This window comes from Allokutzneria multivorans (assembly GCF_039537405.1).
Classification (GTDB): domain Bacteria; phylum Actinomycetota; class Actinomycetes; order Mycobacteriales; family Pseudonocardiaceae; genus Allokutzneria; species Allokutzneria multivorans.
On the sequence record NZ_BAABAL010000005.1, the window covers coordinates 457,778 to 474,628 of the forward strand.

Sequence of the window (16,851 nt, forward strand, 5' to 3'; positions counted from 1 at the left end):
CTCGGGGAGCGCTGGAGGGCCGTTCTCACCCCCCTGGGACGGCCCTCCAGCGCTGTCCGCGTTCAGAAGAATCATTGAAACTCGCTGTATCGACCAAAGCCCCGGCTATAGCGTGCATTCGATTAGACAACGCTGACCTGGGGGAATAGGAATGCGAAAACGATCCGCAACGGGATCGCTTCTGGTCGCAACGGCGCTCGTGTCGATGTGCGCGCCGACGGCCACCGCGAACACCGCTCCGACCGGCTCCATCGCGTGGTCGGAATGCGGTGACAAGTTCAAGGGCGAGTGCGCGACGATCCCCGTTCCGCTCGACCGGGCCCGGCCGGACGGCGCGAAGATCAACCTGGCGATCGGCAGGCTCAAGGCCACCGACCCGGCGCGACGGATCGGCGTCCTGCTGGCCAACCCCGGCGGCCCCGGCGGCTCCGGGATCGGCAGCTTCATCACCGGCCGGAGCATCCCGGACGACAGCGAGCTGCGCGCGCGTTTCGACATCATCAGTTGGGACCCGCGCGGGGTCGGGCTCAGCAACGTGGTCAAGTGCGACAAGGACCTGCTGGCGCGCGGCCCGAGCGCGGTCCCGGTCACCGACGCGGACTTCAAGGCGCTGCTCGCGCACAACGCCGAAGTGGGCGCCGACTGCCGCAAGAACACCGGCCCGCTGGTCGACCACGTGGACACGGTGAACACCGTGCGGGACATGGACTCGATCCGCGCGGCGCTCGGCGAGGAAAAGATCAACTTCCTCGGCTTCTCCTACGGCACGCAGGTCGGTCAGCAGTACGCGGAGCTGTTCGGCAAGCGGCTGCGCGCGATGGTGATCGACTCGAACATGGATCACAGCATCACCTCCGCCTACCAGTACTTGGAAACGGCGACGCGCGACCTCGAAGGCTCGTTCACCGAGTTCGCCGACTGGTGCGAGCGCACCCAGCCCTGCGCCTTGAACGGCAAGGACGTCCGCAAGGTCTGGGACGGGCTCTTCGCCAAGGCCGAGGCCGGGAAGCTGACCGATCCGGCCACCGGCAAGCCGCTGACCGCATCCGCGCTGCGCGAGGAGCTGTTCGTGGCGATGTACCGGCCGGAGCAGCGGTGGTTCCCGCTCGCCACCCGCCTCGCCGCGCTGGACTCAGGCGGCGCCCGGGTCGCTGCGGCTCCCGCTGCCGGAGAACTCGCGGAGAACCCGTACCAGGCGATCTGGTGCCAGGACTGGGCTTGGCGGGTCAACGGCGCCGGGGAGTTCAGGTCGATGCTGAAGCGCCTCGAGCGCCTCGCCCCGCACACCAAGCTCAGCCCGTTCTGGGGCGACGTCACCGCGTGCCTCGGCTGGCCCGCCAAGGTCACCAACCCCCAGCACCGGCTGTCGATCAAGGATGCGCCACCGATCCTGATGGTGACGGCGAAGCACGACGTGGCGACCCCGCGCGAGTGGAACCTGGCCGCTGCCAAGCAGATCAAGAACGCTGTGCTGCTGCACTACGACGGCGTCGGCCACGGGCAGTTCTCGCGCAGCAAGTGCGCTCGCGGGCACATCGAGACCTACCTGACCTCGCTGCGCCTGCCCGCGCCGAACACCCACTGCGCGGCTGAGTGGCCCACTGCGCCGCCGGCTCAGCGGATGGACGACGGCGCACTCCAGCGCGTGCCACAGGGCTGATCACCCGCTGCCGAGTGCGTGGTGGCGGACCCGCGACCCCGAGTGCGGGTCCGCCACCACCTCCATCACCCGTTCCCGACCGGGGTGAAGTCCCTGCTCGCGATGAACGGCGGCCGAGGCGTCGGCGCGGAGAACGGCTCGACGAGCACGTTCTCGACGCTGTTGAACACCACGAAGATGTTGGAGCGCGGGAACGGCGTGATGTTGCCGTTGGACCCGTGCATGCAGTTCGAGTCGAACATGACCGCCGAACCAGCGGGCCCGGTGAACTGCTCGATGCCGTAGCGCCCGGCGAGCACGGTCAGGCTGTCGTTGTCCGGGGTGCCGATCTCCTGTTCCCGCAACGATTCCTTGTAGTGGTCGGCCGGTGTCTCGCCGACGCAGCTGACGAACGTGCGGTGCGAGCCCGGCATGATCATCAGGCCACCGTTGAACGGGTGGTTGTCAGTGAGCGCGATGGAGATGCTGACCGCGCGCATGCCCGGCATGCCGTCCTCGGCGTGCCAGGTCTCGAAGTCGGAGTGCCAGTAGAACGAGCCGCCCGTGAAGCCCGGTTTGTAGTTGATCCGGCTCTGGTGCACGTAGACCTCGGAGCCCAGCAGCTGCCGCGCGCGGTCCACCACCCTCGGGTCGCGCACCAGCTGCGCGATGGCGGAGCTGATCCGGTGCACCTCGAAGATCGAGCGAACCTCGTTGGAGGACTTCTCCACCACCGTGCGCTCATCGGCCTTGATCGCGGGGTCGGCGGCCAGCCGGTCCAGTTCGTCGCGGTAGAGCGCCACCTCCTCGCCCGTGAGCAGCGAGTCGACCGACAGGAACCCCTTGGCGTCGTAGTCGGCGACCGCGTCCGCGTCGATCGGCCCGGTGGCGGTCGTGCCGCCCTCGGTCGGCCACACCACGGGGTCGGGGCGGCGCAGCATCATCGGGTAGTTCTTGCAGCGGGTCGGGTACCTGTCCTCGACGAGGTTGCCGTACAGGGTGCCGGTGTCGATGGTGGTCATCTCGCTCCTCGCGCGTCAGGTTCAGGCGGACTCGGTCAGCAACGGGTAGACACCGTGCTCGTCGTGCACCTCCCTGCCCGTGACGGGCGGGTTGAACACGCAGACCGTGCGCACGTCGGTCTTGCACCGCAGCCGGTGCTTCTCGTGCCCGTCGAGGAGGTAGAGCGTCCCCGGGGAGATCGGGTGCACCTCACCCGTCTCGTCGTTGATCAGCTCGCCCTCGCCCTCGATGCAGTAGACGGCCTCGACGTGATTCGCGTACCACATGGCGGTCTCTGTCCCGGCGTAGAGCACGGTGTCGTGCACGGAGAAGCCGACGCCCTCCTTGGCCAGGACGATCCGCCTGCTGCGCCAGGTCTCCGCACGGACGTCATACTCGGTGTTCTCGATCTCGGAGAGGTTCCGGACGATCACTGGCAGCTCCTCACGGCATCGGCGAACAGGGCGAGTCCCCGCTCCAGCTCGGCGTCGGTGATGGTCAGCGCGGGCATCAGCTTGGCGACCTCGCTCTCCGGCCCCGAGGTCTCCACCAGCAGGCCCCGGTCGAAGGAGGCGCGGCACGCCTTGCCCGCGCGGTCGGCCTGCTCGAAGGCCAGCCCCTGCGCGAGTCCCCTCCCGCGCACGGACATCCCCTCGCCGGAGGCGGCGATGGCGGACAGCTCGGAGTTGATCCACTCGCCCTTGGCCAGCGTCGAGCGCTCCAGCGCGTCGTCGGCCCAGTAGGTGTCCAGCGCGGTGGTCGCGGTCACGAACGCCGGGTTGTTGCCCCGGAAGGTGCCGTTGTGCTCGCCCGGCTCCCAGACGTCGTGCTCCGGCTTGATCAGCGTCAGCGACAGCGGGAGGCCGTAGCCGCTGATCGACTTGGACAGGCACACGATGTCCGGGGTGATCCCGGCTTCCTCGAAGCTGAAGAACGGGCCGGTGCGGCCGCAGCCCATCTGCACGTCGTCGACGATCAGCAGCATGTCGTGCCGCTTGCACAGCTCGGAGAGCCCGCGCAGCCACTCCGCGCGCGCCACGTTGATGCCGCCCTCGCCCTGCACCGTCTCCACGATCACCGCGGCCGGGCTGTCCAGCCCGCTGCCGCTGTCCAGCAGCAAGCGCTCGAACAGCAGGAAGTCCGGCATCTGGCCGTCGAGGTAGTTGTCGAAGGGCATCGGCACCGTGCTGGTCAGCGACACCCCGGCACCGCCGCGCTTCATCGCGTTGCCGGTGACCGAGAGCGCGCCGAGGGTCATCCCGTGGAAGGCGTTGGTGAAGCTGATGACCGGCTCGCGGCCGGTGACCTTGCGGGCCAGCTTCAGCGCGGACTCCACCGAGTTCGCCCCGGTCGGCCCGGGGAACTGGATCTTGTAGTCCAGTCCCCTCGGCTTGAGCACCCTGCGCTGGAAGGTCTCCAGGAACCGCCGTTTGGCGCTGGTGCTCATGTCCAGCCCGTGGGTGACCCCGTCGCGGGCGAGGTAGTCGAGCAGGTCCCGCTTCAGCTCCGGCGGGTTGTGCCCGTAGTTCAGCGCGCCCGCCCCGGCGAAGAAGTCGAGGTAGCGGTTGCCGTCCTCGTCGGTCATATGACTGCCCGTAGCGGTGTCGAATACCGTCGGCCAGCCCCGGCAATACGAGCGGACTTCCGACTCAAGAGCCTCGAAGATTTCCATGCAAAACCGTCCGATCATCCGTCAGCGGACTCGGGATACGTTGGAAGGAGAGCGACTAGACGAAAGGACCTATCCGGTAGAGATCCTCTGCGATATGACTCCCCGCGAACAGGTCGTCACCGAAGAGACCACTGACCGAGAGCCGGGCACCGCGGCTTCTGGCGAGCGCGGAGAACAGGGCGATGGAGGCCCGGTTGTCGGCGGTGATGGTGGTTTCCAGCCACCGCGCCCCCTGGCTCACCGCGCGGTCCACCACGGCCTGGAGCAGCGCGGAAGCCACGCCCTGACCTCGGTGCGCGGCGTCGACGCCGACCTGCCACACCATGAGCGTCTCGCGCTCATCCGGTCGCGTGTACCCCGTGACGAACCCCGCTAAACCACCTTTTGTGCGAGCGACCGCCGAAGTTTCGGCGAAGTCCCTGCACCACAACAGATAGGCGTAAGGAGAATTCAGGTCGAGGGTTCCGGAATCGCGCGCGACCCGCCACATCTCAGCGCCGTCGGCAAGTGCGGGTTGATCGATCTGGAGGAGTTGCTGGCGACCTTCTGCCATGTCATGTGAACGTAACAGAGTAATTTTTTCGCGCCAGTCTCCGAAGATCGCGAATCGCATGTGCCTGCGCATTCGCAGAAACATGCGTGATGAAGGCTACGTAACGCTTGCCTTCTTGTGAACGCCTTTGTTAAGGGCGATCAGCCCGAGTTGCGGGAGGTGGCCCAGAGGTCGATGCCCGACTCGACAGCGTGCTTGTCGATCTCCGTCAGCTCGTCGCCGGAGAGGTCCAGGCGGTCCAGCGCGGCCAGGTTCTGCTCCAGCTGCCGCACCGAGCTGGCTCCGACGAGCACCGAGGTGACCCGATCGTCGCGCAAGGCCCACGACAGCGCGAGCTGAGCCAGGCTCTGCCCGCGCGCCGAGGCGATCTCGTTGAGCGCCCGCACCCGCGCGATGTTCTCGTCGCTGAGGTGCTCCGGCCGCAGGGAACCGTGCTGGCTCGCCCGCGAACCCTCCGGAACGCCGTTGAGGTAGCGGTCGGTCAGCATGCCCTGGGCCAGCGGCGAGAACGCGATGCAGCCCATGCCCAGCTCGCCGAGGGTGTCCAGCAGCTCCGTCTCGATCCAGCGGTTGAGCATCGAGTACGAGGGCTGGTGGATCAGCGCCGGGACGCCCAGTTCGCGCAGGATCGCGTGCGCTTCACGGGTCTTCTCCGCCGAGTAGGAGGAGATGCCGACGTAGAGCGCCTTGCCCTGGCTGACCGCGGACGCCAGCGCGCCCATGGTCTCCTCCAACGGCGTGTCCGGGTCGAAGCGGTGCGAGTAGAAGACGTCGACGTAGTCCAGCCCCAGGCGCGTCAACGAGGCGTCCAGCGAGCTGAGCAGGTACTTCCGCGATCCGCCGTTGCCGTACGGCCCCGGCCACATGTCGTAGCCCGCCTTGGTGGAGATCACCAGCTCGTCGCGGTAGCCGCGCAGGTCCGTCGCCAGCATCCGGCCGAAGTTCTCCTCGGCCGAGCCGTAGGGAGGTCCGTAGTTGTTCGCGAGGTCGAAGTGCGTGACACCCCAGTCGAAGGCCCGCAACACGATGTCGCGCCCGCCGACGTAGCCCCGGTCCGCGCCGAAGTTCTGCCACAGCCCCAGGGACACCGCCGGGAGGTCGAGTCCGCTGCGCCCGCACCGCCGGTAGGTCATGCGGTCGTAGCGACTGGGCTCGGCCTGGTGGGACATGCGTCTCCGATCACCGCTGGGCACTTCTCGGTGGCGAGCCTAGTTGACGCTTCACGTTCCCGGCTCGCTCTGCACCCCGCGTGATTGCGCTGGTCCTTGCGTTCAGGGCCTGGTGGTTGCGCTGGTGTCGGCTTGACCTGGGGCCCCTCGCGCGTGCCCCTGGGCCTCACAGGGGCACGGGATGAAACCCCGGCCCTCGCGCGAGCGTATGGCACGCGCACCCCAGGTAAAGCCGACCTCGACTCCCGTCCCAGCAGAGTTGAGCGCCCTCCCCCCTGCTACCCCCGTCGACCAGGCGGCCGTCCGCTCCAGCGGGGTGGGTTCGCCGGTCTTCAAGTACCCCAAACCCCCGCCAAATCCGTCTCCAACAACCACAAACCCCACCGCAACGAGGGTTTGCTGCCGTTAGAGACCCCAGAAACGGGGGTTCGCCGTACTTGAAGACCACCAAACCCAACCCAACGCAAGCCAAGGCTGGGAGCGACCGCCGAAGGCCGGTCACACCCCAACGCTGGGGCCTGACCGCCGAAGGCTGGTCAACACCCAACGTGAGCACGCAGTCGGGGCGAGGAGCTCGCACCGTGGGGGCTCCGGGGGCTCGGCCCCCGGGCAGTGCGAGGAGGCCGGGAAGGTGCGCGCAGCGCACCGAACACACGGGAGCTGGTGGCGGGACTCGAACCCGCAACCTTCCGCTTACAAGGCGGGTGCTCTGCCAATTGAGCTACACCAGCACGGGTCGGTGAGAGCGTGACCCGTGCACATCGTAAGCACACCGATGGCTCGTGCAGACCGGGACTGGCATGGGGCGCAAGCAACCTAGAGATGATCTCCGTGGGGACTCGGCGCAGGTCAAAGGGGCCGTTCGGCGGCTCAAGGCCGGGCGTGGGGCGCCGATGAACTCACTGAATGTGACGGCGATAACGGCCGGGCGTGGGGTGTGCCGGTACTGGCTAATCTCGGTGTGGCCGCCTGTTCCGCACAGCTCATCCAGCCAGGCAGTCGAGGAGGCGTTTCCCGGTGGCGAGCTCGCCAGTGTCGAAGGCCGATTTCATCGTTGTGGCCAACCGTCTTCCGGTGGACCTGGAACGGTTGGAGGACGGCACGGAACGGTGGAAGCGCAGTCCTGGCGGGTTGGTGTCGGCGTTGGAGCCGTTCCTGCGCAGCCGCAGCGGCGCGTGGGTGGGCTGGCCGGGGGTGCCGGACGTCGAGGTGGAGCCGTTCGAGGACACGGGCGTGCACCTGCACCCGGTCCCGTTGTCCGCCAAGGAGGTCGCGGACTACTACGAGGGCTTCTCCAACGGCACGTTGTGGCCGCTCTACCACGACGTGGTGGCGCCGCCGGTGTACCACCGCCACTGGTGGGAGGCCTACGTCCGGGTGAACCGGCGCTTCGCCGACGCGACGGCGGAGGCGGCGGGGCCGGGGGCGACGGTGTGGGTGCAGGACTACCAGTTGCAGCTGGTCCCGGCGATGCTGCGGGAGCGCAGGCCGGATCTGAAGATCGGTTTCTTCCTGCACATCCCGTTCCCGCCGGTGGAGCTGTTCCAGCAGCTGCCGTGGCGCACGGAGATCATCAGGGGGCTGCTCGGCGCGGACCTGGTCGGGTTCCACCGGCCGGGCGGCGCGCAGAACTTCCTGTGGCTGGCCCGCCGCCTGCTGGGGCTGGAGCCGAGCCGGGGCGCGGTCGGCGTGCGGACGCGGCCGGGTGTGGTGCCCAACGGGGACCGGATGGTGCGGGTGGGGGCGTTCCCGATCTCCATCGACTCTGCGGGGCTGGACGCGCTGGCGCACGACCCGGACGTGCAGAAGCGGGCGCAGGAGATCCGCAACGAGCTGGGCAACCCGAAGAAGATCATGTTGGGGGTCGACCGGCTGGACTACACGAAGGGCATCGACGTCCGGTTGCACGCGCTCGGGGAGATGCTGGCCGAGGGCCGGATCGACCCGGAGGACGTGATCATGGTGCAGCTGGCGACGCCGAGCCGGGAGCGGGTCGAGCACTACCAGCAGATGCGCGACGACATCGAAGGGCTCGTCGGCCGGATCAACGGCCAGTTCGGCAAGATCGGTCACCCCGCCGTGCACTACCTGCACCAGTCGGTGGACCGGAAGGAGCTGGTGGCGTACTTCTGCGCGGCCGACGTGATGGTGGTGACGCCGGTCAGAGATGGTATGAACCTGGTCTGCAAGGAGTACGTGGCCACTCGACACGACCTGGGGGGTGCGCTCGTGCTCAGTGAGTTCGCCGGCGCCGCCGCCGAGCTCACCAGCGCGTTCCTCGTCAATCCACACGATTTGGACGGCGTGAAGAACGCGCTGCAGGCTGCCCTCGACGTGGACCCGGCGGAGGGCCGCCGTAGGATGCGCGCTCTACGCCGCCAAGTCCTCACGCACGACGTCGACCGCTGGGCACGTTCGTTCCTCGAGGCACTCGGCGCGCAGGAGACGAACAACGCGTAAGCGCACAAAGAAAGTCGGATTCACTTTTCCTCCCGGCTTTCCACATACTTCCGTTGTCCCTTCGACGCCCCCGTAGGAGCAGGCGTTGACCGCCGAAGCCCTTCCCGCCGAGCTTCGTCGCGCGCTCGTGCAGCTGGCCCGCACTCCCCGGCTGCTGATCGCGTGCGACTACGACGGAACGATGGCGCCCATCGTCGCCGATCCTGAGCAGGCCCGTCCGCTGCAGGAGTCGGTGAACGCGCTGCGGTCCCTGGCCACCCTGTCGTCCACGACCGTCGCGGTGATCTCCGGGCGCGCGCTGCGCGACCTCGCCACGCTGTCCCGGCTGCCCTCCGAGGTGCACCTCGTCGGCAGCCACGGCTCGGAGTTCGACGTCGGTTTCGTGCACGCGCTGGACGCCACGGCCCGGCAGCTGCTTGCCAAGATCAAGAACGAGCTCGACGGCATCATCGACGGCGCAGAAGGCGTGCACCTGGAGATGAAGCCGGCCAGCGTCGCGGTGCACGTGCGCCGCGCGGAGGCCGCCGTCGGCGAGCGCGTTTTCGAAGCTCTGCGCAGCGGCCCGTGCACCTGGGACGGTGTCCAGGTCACCGAGGGCAAGGCCGTCATCGAGCTGGCCGTCGTGCAGACCGACAAGGGCCACGCCCTCGACGTGCTGCGCCACCAGGTCGGCGCGACCGCCGCGATCTTCGTCGGCGACGACGTCACCGACGAGAAGGCCTTCGCCCGGCTGACCGGCCCCGACCTGGGCATCAAGGTCGGCGACGGCGAGACGCAGGCCGCGTACAAGATCGCCGACACCACCGACGTGGCCAGGGTGCTCGCCTTCCTGATGGAGGAGCGCCGCACCTGGCTCTACGGCGAGCAGGCGGTGCCGATCGAGCGCATCTCCATGCTGGCCAACGAGCGCTCCGTGGCGCTGCTGACGCCGGACGCCAAGCTCACCTGGTTGTGCCACCCCGAGCCGGACTCCGGCGCGATCTTCGCCGACCTGCTCGGCGGACCGACCGCGGGCGTCTTCGGCATCAAGCCGGAGCGCAACGGCCTGCCGCTGGGCCAGCGCTACCTTCCGGGCACCATGACGGTGGAGACCCGCTGGTCGAAGCTGCTGGTCACCGACTACCTCGACCACTACGCGCCGCCGCACCGCACGGAGATCGTCCGGGTCATCTCCGGCAACAGCCGCGCGGTGATCGACTTCGCGCCGCGCCCGGAGTTCGGCCAGGTCGCGGTCAAGCTCTCCGCCGAGGCGGACGGCCTGCGGGTGCTCGGCACCTCCGACCCGATCGTGCTGCGCGCGCCCGGCGTCGAGTGGACGATCACCTCCGACGGCCAGCACGAATCGGCCCGCGCGGTCGTCGAGGTGACGCCGGAGCAGCCGATCGTGCTCGAACTGCGCTGCGGCAGCGACGACCTCGGCCCGGCCGAGGTCTCCGAGGCCGACCGCAGGGCCCGCGCGGGCTCGTACTGGACCGACTGGCTGGCGGGTCTGAACCTGCCGGAGGTCCAGCGCGACCTGGTCGCCCGTTCCGCGCTGACGCTCAAGGGTCTCCAGCACGACGAGACCGGCGCCTTCCTGGCCGCCGCGACCACGTCGCTGCCCGAGGAGATCGGCGGCGTCCGCAACTGGGACTACCGCTACTGCTGGATCCGCGACGCGGCGCTGTCCGCGCAGGCGCTGGTCCGCCTCGGCTCGACCGCCGAAGCGGAGAAGTACCTGTCCTGGGTGCACGGCGTGCTCGCCACGCTGCCGGGCCCGGAGCGGCTGCACCCGCTGTACACGCTGCACGGCACGCACCTCGGGCCGGAGGCGGTCATCGACACGCTCCCCGGCTACGCGGGCTCGCGTCCGGTGCGGGTGGGCAACCTGGCCAACCAGCAGGTCCAGCTCGACGTGTTCGGCCCCATCGTCGACCTCGTCGCGATGGTCACCGAGGCGCGCGGCAAGCTCACCGACGAGGACTGGCGCATGGTGGAGGCGATGGCCGAGGCCGTCAGCCGCCGCTGGCACGAGCCGGACCACGGCATCTGGGAGGAGCGCGCCGCGCCGCGGCACCGCGTCTACTCCAAGGTGATGTGCTGGGTGACCCTCGACCGCGCGATCAAGCTCGCGGACGCCTACGGCCGCGAGGCCGAAGCGAGCTGGGCCGAGCTGCGCGACACCATCCGCGCGGACGTGGTCGAGAACGGGTGGAACGAGGAGGTCCAGTCCTACGCGACGGCCTACGACGGGCCCGACCTGGACGCGGCGACCCTCCACATCGGACTCTCCGGCCTCATCGACCCGCAGGACGAGCGCTTCCAAGCCACCGTCACCGCCACCGAAGCCGAACTCCGCTCCGGCGTCACCGTCTACCGCTACCACCGCGACGACGGCCTCCCCGGAACCGAAGGCGGCTGGCACATCTGCGCAGCCTGGATGATCGAGTCCTACCTGCTCACCGGACGCCGCACCGAAGCAGAAGAACTCTTCCAGCAGATGGTCGACTGCGCAGGCCCCACCGGACTCCTGCCCGAGGAGTACGACCCGATCGCCGAACGCTCCCTGGGCAACCACCCCCAGGCCTACTCGCACATCGGACTCATCCGCTGCGCACAACTTCTCTCGAAGCAAGACTGAAATTTGTTGTCAGGACCCGCCGTCCCGTAGTAGGGGCGGCGGGTCTTTTTTGTGCCGTTACGCTGGGACTTTGCGGCATTTGGCACATTGACCGGCGTCCGTTTCCCCGGAATGCTCACCCGTGCGGAGCGCTCTCTCGAGCGGGCCGCGTCGGGGATGCCGGTGCCCGCTCCAGGGCCCGGAATCGGCATGGGGGAAACACAAACATGACGCCCAGTAACACGGGCGCGCGTTTCCGCGCGCTCTCGGTAGCGGCCACCGTCGCTTCGACGCTGGTCCTCTCCGGTGCGGCACAGGCCGCGCCCTCGCCCGCACCCAAGGCTCCGCAGCAGGAGCTGACCTGCAGCAGCACGATCCGCACGCTCGGCGTGGACCCGAACGGCGGCCTCTGGCTGAACAACCACCTCGACCCCGCCAACGGCGAGGCGCGGTGGGGCGAGAACAGGCTCCTCGGTGGTGGCTGGACGGGCCGCACCATCGCAGGCCCGGACGGCTCGGTCTACGCCTTCATCAAGGAGGGCGAGATCCACCGCTGGCGCTGGAACGGCAACGGCTGGGACGCACCGCCCCCCGGACAGGCCTTCGACGTCATCGCCCGCGGCGAGTGGGTCAAGAAGTTCCTGACGCCGGAGTTCCGCAACCGCGTGGCCTTCGACGGTTTCAACCACATGTACACCGTGGAGGCCAACGGTGAGCTGTGGGTCAACCCGTACAACGCGCAGACCCGCGTCTGGGGCCCGGCGCGCATGCTCGCGAAGGGCTGGGACCGCTACAACGCGATCTTCACGACCTTCGACGGCGTGATCTACGGCCGCGACAACGCGGGCAAGCTCTTCCGCCACCACTACAACGCCGCCACGCAGCGCTGGATCGACGAGGCGGGCGTGGAGATCGGCAACGGTGGCTGGCAGGAGTTCACCCGCCTGTTCTCCCCCGGCGGCGACATCGTCTACGGGATGACCAAGAACGGTGAGCTCAAGTGGCACCGGGTCACCAACAACAAGCTGGACCCGCGCTCCGGCAAGGTCCTCATCTCGAACTGGACTGCGGACGCGGACATCACCGCGTTCACCAACCAGTGCCCGCCGTCGCCGCCGCTGATCCCCGGGCGCCCCGACGTGTGGCGCAAGGACCACGGGCGCACCACGCTCTCGGTCTCCCCTGACGGGCGCATCCACCACAGCTTCGTGTCCAACGACCGCCTCGTGGCCGACGCGATCCAGCGGACTCCGAGCGAGCTGAACCTGGAGGTGCACCTCGCGCGCGGGCACGACGGCGCCAACGGCGCTCCCGCCTTCGGCCAGTCCGCCGACGGCACGCAGCACCTGGTGACGCACAACGTCGACTCCGACATGCAGCGCAGCACCTTCGGCACCACCTGGCAGCCCGGTGACGCGCTCAACGGACGCATGGCGGGCGAGCCCGCTCTGATCCGCAACAACCGCAACGAGCTGTCGATCTACGCCTTCGACGGCGGCGGGTGGCTGTGGCACCGCACCCAGGTCGGCCAGAACGGCGCGTTCGGCCCGTGGCGCAAGCTGTCGGTGTACCCGGAGACCACGAACTTCGTCGCCGAGGCCCCCGCTGTGCTGCGCGCTGGTGAGAACAACCGGGTCTTCGGGCTCGACAAGTGGGGCGGCATCCAGTACGTCGACCTCGCGGCGGACCACGTGCCCAGCACCGGCACGGTCTGGCGCAAGCTCGCCTCCGACGTGACCTTCGCGAGCCGTCCGACCGTGACCGAGCTGCCCGGCGGCGGCCAGGCCGTGGTCGCGCGCGGCACCGACGGCAAGGTCCGCGTGATCACCGGCTCCAACAAGTGGGACGGTTTCAAGAACTCCACGTGGACGGTCGTCGGCGACCGCGCCTTCGCGGGTGAGCCGCAGGTCGTCGCGAGCCCCAACGGGGTTCCCGCGATCAGCGCCAAGGGTGCCGACGGCGCCCTGTACTTCACCGAGCAGGGCGGCGACGGCGCGTACCTGCCGTGGGAGCTGGTGAGCGACCCGGGCGTGGCCGCGACCGAGCTGAGCCTTCTCCGCTACGGCGCCAACTCCGTGATCTTGAGCTTCCGCAACGCCCAGGACGAGATCTACATCGGGACCTTGGAGTGGAACCAGAAGCAGGCGCCCGGCACCACCGCCAAGCGCTCCGCCAAGGTCAGCTTCGCCAAGGCCAAGAAGGTGGCTACCAAGTGAGGATCACCGCGATCGCGGCAGTCGCCGCGCTCGGCTCGACGCTGCTCTTCGGCGGGGCCGCCACGGCCGCTCCGAAGGCGAAGGCCGCCGAGTTGCTGTGCAACCCGCCCGTGCAGACGCTCGGCGTCGACCCGAACGGCGGGCTGTGGCTCAACAAGCACGAGGACCCGGTGGGCGGCGAGGCCCGCTGGGGCCAGGCCCGGCTGCTCAGCGGCGGCTGGACCGGCCGCACGATCGCCGGTCACGACGGCAGCGTCTTCGCGCTGATCAAGGAAGGCGAGATCCACCGCTGGCGCTGGAACGGCAACGGCTGGGACGCACCGCCCCCCGGACAGGCCTTCGACGTCATCGCCCGCGGTGACTGGGTCAAGAAGTTCCTGACGCCGGAGTACCGCAACCGGATCTCCTTCGACAACACCGGCGCGATGATCACCATCGAGCCGGGCGGCGAGCTGTGGCGCAACCCGTACAACCCGCAGACGCGGCAGTGGGGCCCGGCCCGGCTGCTCTCCACCGGGTGGGACCGCTACAACGCCGTCGTCACCTCGTGGGACGGCGCGATCTTCGGCCGTGACGCGCAGGGCAGGCTGTTCCGCCACCACCACAACGCCACCTCCGACCGCTGGATCGACGAGGTCGGCGTGGAGATCGGCAACGGCGGCTGGCAGAACTTCACCCGCCTGTTCTCCCCCGGTGGCGGCCTGATCTACGGCATGACCACCTCGGGCCAGCTGAAGTGGCACCGGGTCACCGACAACAAGCTGGACCCGCGCTCCGGCAAGGTGCTCGTCTCGGGCTGGACGGCGGAGGCGGACATCACCGCGTTCACCAACCAGTGCTTCGAGAACACCCTCAGCACGCCTGATGCGCCGCAGATCGGGGCGAAGCCGAACTCGCGCACGAACCTCTACGCCAGCCGGGGTGGACGGGTCGAGCACGTGTTCGTCGACCACCAGCGCACGGTGTTCCACCTCTCGCAGGCGAACCCGTCCGACCAGGGTGCGTGGCGCGTCGTCGAGGGCCACGACAACTTCGTCGGAACCCCGTCGCTCACCGAGAACTACGACGGCTCGCTCCAGCTGGCCGCGCAGGGCGCCGACAGCGGCGTGCGCGACAGCAGGCTGGGCGACCAGTGGTCCCCGGTCGGCGAGGGCACGGGCCGGATGTCCAGCCCGACCACGCTGGTGACGCCGCAGCCCGGCCAGGTCGCGGCGATCGCGATCGACGGCGAGGGCAAGCTCTGGGGCAGGTTGCAGAACCGCAAGAACGGCGTTTTCCCGTCGTGGAAGCGGATCCGCGTTCCCGCCGACGGCGCTCCGGTGCTCAGCTCCACCGCGCCGACCGCGCAGAGCGTGCACTACTCGACGAAGCCGGACTCCATCCGGATCATCGCATCCGACCGCACTGGCAAGCTGTTCGCCACCGAGGTCTCCACCGATCTGGTTCCTTTGGGGGACAACGGTTCCCGCTGGACCCAGCTCGGCACCGAGAGCGGCTTCACCGGCCAGGTCTCGGCGATCACCAAGGGCGACAACCGTTCCGAGCTCGTCGTGCGCGGGGCGGACGGCCAGGTCTACGCGATGGCCGAGGCCAACAACGGTTTCGTCGGCCAGAAGTGGCAGGCCGTTGCGGGGCTGACCGTCGTGGGTGAGCCGCAGGCCGTGCACACGCCGACCGGCTCGCTCGGCATCGCCGCGCGGGACTCGGCCGGAGCGCTGCACTTCACCGAGCGCAAGGCGGACGGCGCGTTCCACCCGTGGGAGCGGCTGGCGGCCGGCGCCCCCGCTTCGGCGACCGACCCGAGCGTCGCGCGCTACCGCGACACCCAGGTCGTGCTGTCCTTCCGGGACGCCCAGGACGAGCTCTGGATCACCTCGCTGAACTGGGGCGCTCAGGCTCCCCGCTCCGGCGAGAAGAAGGCCGACCTCGCGAAGGTGACCTTCACCAAGATCAAGAAGAAGCGCTGACGTCCTGACGCGAAGGGCCGTTCACCTCTGCGGGTGGACGGCCCTTCGTTGTGGGACAACAAGGTGAACATGATCGGCAATCGTGGAGTCCACGCGCGACAATCGCGTCATGGAGACGTGGGTGTGGTTCGGATGCGGTGGTGCGTGCCTGCTGGCCGCGCTCGCGTTCTTCGTCGTGCACCGGCGACGCCGGGAGACCAGCCCCGCCAAGTACGCGCCCATGCTGACCACCACGATCTTCGGCGCGGCTGCCGCGATGTGCGTCGTCGTGGGCTGGCTGATCGCCACCGATCCCTACGTCAACCGCACCGAGGCGCTCAAGACCGGCGGCCTCGCGTCCGGCTCCATCGTGGCCCTGTACGCGTTGTGGCTCAACGACCGCAGGCGCCGCACCGATGAGTCGCGGCAGGTCGTCGAGGAGGACCGGCAGAAGCTGGAGCACGAGCGCCAGGAGCTCGAGCGGCTGCGCACCGAGCACGAGCGCGAGAAGACCGCCGACGAGCGCTTCGCCCGGGGCATCGAGCTGCTCGGGCACGAGGCCGACCAGGTCCGCGTCGGCGCGCTGCACGCCCTGGCCGGGCTCGCCCGCAGCCACCCGCACCGCACGCAGACCGTCGTGGACATCCTGTGCTCGTACCTGCGGCGGCCCTTCGACCACCCGCGCTACCGGGACCTGCGGCACCGCTACCGCTCGGAGACCGAGGTCCCGACCGACTACGAGCCCGACGACAGCGAGTTCAGCAGCGACCCCGGCGTGGACCGCGAGCGCCAGGTCCGCATGGCCGCTCAGCGCCTGATCGGCGACGCCCTGCACAACCAGCCCGGTTGCACCCTCGACCTGACCGGCGCCGTGCTCGACCACCTGGCGCTGCCCAGCGCGCAGCTCGGGACGCTGACCCTGCGCGGCGCCCAGGTCTACGGCGACACCACCTTCGACGGCTGCCAGTTCAGCGGCGACGTCGACCTCGGCCGGAGCCACGTGTGGGGCCCCATCAGCTTCAGCGGCACCAAGTTCCACGGCGAGCTGCGCGCGGTCGAGGCGGAGTTCTGGGACACGCCCGTGTTCTTCGGCATCTCCGCCGCCAAGTACGTCGACATGCAGCGATCCCACTTCCACCACGGCGTGCTCTTCGACGAGTCCACCATCGCCACGCTCGTGCTCGCCGACGCCACCATCGGCGACGAGCTCATCGGCCTGCAGGACGTCGAGCTGACCAACCGCGACAACCGCGTGCAGCTGCCGTGGGGGTGGAACGCCGTCGTCGACCACAACGGCAAGGTCACCCGCGTCGACCCGCCGACCGACGAGCCCCCCGACGACTCCCTCATCCCCTTCGGCTAGCCCCACCCCTTACGCGCTGAATGAGTCATTGAGGTACTTGAGCGCCCTCAATGACTCATTCAGGTACCTCAACTCCCTCAATGACTCATTCAGGTCGTTGAGCGTGCTCAATGACTCGTTGAGATGGTTGGGCGGCCTCAATGACTCGTTGAGGTGGTGGAGCGCCCGCCAACGGCTCGTTTGACGCGCTCAACGCACTGAACGGGTCGTTTGGTGCGTTGAGCGCACTAAA

General features: G+C 68.9%; 11 protein-coding genes and 1 tRNA gene. 6 read left to right on the forward strand and 6 right to left on the reverse strand.

Going from position 1 to position 16,851, the window contains the following annotated elements; genetic code table 11:
- Positions 1 to 151 precede the first annotated feature (151 nt).
- Positions 152 to 1,660: an alpha/beta fold hydrolase gene (locus ABD798_RS06090; protein ID WP_344871515.1), complete on the forward strand. Its 1,509-nt coding sequence runs from the start codon at positions 152 to 154 to the stop codon at positions 1,658 to 1,660.
- A gap of 65 nt (positions 1,661 to 1,725) precedes the next feature.
- On the opposite strand, the gene thpD is transcribed toward ABD798_RS06090, so the two are convergent.
- From thpD to ABD798_RS06120, 6 genes are all read right to left on the reverse strand, one after another.
- Positions 1,726 to 2,661 (reverse strand): ectoine hydroxylase, encoded by a 936-nt coding sequence (gene thpD / locus ABD798_RS06095; protein ID WP_425549166.1) that lies wholly within the window; start codon positions 2,659 to 2,661, stop codon positions 1,726 to 1,728.
- A 21-nt stretch (positions 2,662 to 2,682) separates the two neighbouring features.
- The gene (locus ABD798_RS06100) at positions 2,683 to 3,075 is read right to left on the reverse strand and encodes an ectoine synthase (RefSeq protein ID WP_344871516.1); all 393 of its coding nucleotides are present in this window, start codon (positions 3,073 to 3,075) and stop codon (positions 2,683 to 2,685) included.
- Positions 3,072 to 4,313, reverse strand: coding sequence for a diaminobutyrate--2-oxoglutarate transaminase (ectB, locus tag ABD798_RS06105; protein WP_344871517.1), 1,242 nt, complete (start codon positions 4,311 to 4,313; stop codon positions 3,072 to 3,074). Before ectB ends, ABD798_RS06100 begins: the two co-directional genes overlap by 4 nt.
- A gap of 55 nt (positions 4,314 to 4,368) precedes the next feature.
- Positions 4,369 to 4,866: a diaminobutyrate acetyltransferase gene (gene ectA / locus ABD798_RS06110; protein WP_344872892.1), complete on the reverse strand. Its 498-nt coding sequence runs from the start codon at positions 4,864 to 4,866 to the stop codon at positions 4,369 to 4,371.
- Positions 4,867 to 5,006: 140 nt separating this feature from the next.
- Positions 5,007 to 6,035 (reverse strand): L-glyceraldehyde 3-phosphate reductase, encoded by a 1,029-nt coding sequence (mgrA, locus tag ABD798_RS06115; RefSeq protein WP_344871518.1) that lies wholly within the window; start codon positions 6,033 to 6,035, stop codon positions 5,007 to 5,009.
- 658 nt (positions 6,036 to 6,693) lie between these two features.
- Positions 6,694 to 6,766: transfer RNA gene (locus tag ABD798_RS06120), tRNA-Thr, on the reverse strand.
- Positions 6,767 to 7,052: 286 nt separating this feature from the next.
- On the opposite strand from ABD798_RS06120, the gene ABD798_RS06125 reads away from it, so the two are divergent.
- The 5 genes from ABD798_RS06125 to ABD798_RS06145 all read left to right on the forward strand — a co-directional run bounded on the left by ABD798_RS06125 (position 7,053) and on the right by ABD798_RS06145 (position 16,619).
- Complete coding sequence (locus ABD798_RS06125) at positions 7,053 to 8,495, forward strand: alpha,alpha-trehalose-phosphate synthase (UDP-forming) (protein ID WP_344871519.1); 1,443 nt, start codon at positions 7,053 to 7,055, stop codon at positions 8,493 to 8,495.
- Positions 8,496 to 8,580: 85 nt separating this feature from the next.
- Positions 8,581 to 11,115 (forward strand): trehalose-phosphatase, encoded by a 2,535-nt coding sequence (gene otsB / locus ABD798_RS06130; protein ID WP_344871520.1) that lies wholly within the window; start codon positions 8,581 to 8,583, stop codon positions 11,113 to 11,115.
- A gap of 206 nt (positions 11,116 to 11,321) precedes the next feature.
- Positions 11,322 to 13,310: a tachylectin-related carbohydrate-binding protein gene (locus tag ABD798_RS06135; RefSeq protein WP_344871521.1), complete on the forward strand. Its 1,989-nt coding sequence runs from the start codon at positions 11,322 to 11,324 to the stop codon at positions 13,308 to 13,310.
- Positions 13,307 to 15,277, forward strand: coding sequence for a tachylectin-related carbohydrate-binding protein (locus ABD798_RS06140; protein WP_344871522.1), 1,971 nt, complete (start codon positions 13,307 to 13,309; stop codon positions 15,275 to 15,277). Before ABD798_RS06135 ends, ABD798_RS06140 begins: the two co-directional genes overlap by 4 nt.
- 109 nt (positions 15,278 to 15,386) lie before the next feature.
- A complete protein-coding gene (locus ABD798_RS06145) occupies positions 15,387 to 16,619 on the forward strand; it encodes a pentapeptide repeat-containing protein (protein ID WP_425549167.1) in 1,233 nt (410 codons plus the stop codon).
- Positions 16,620 to 16,851: the final 232 nt, after the last annotated feature.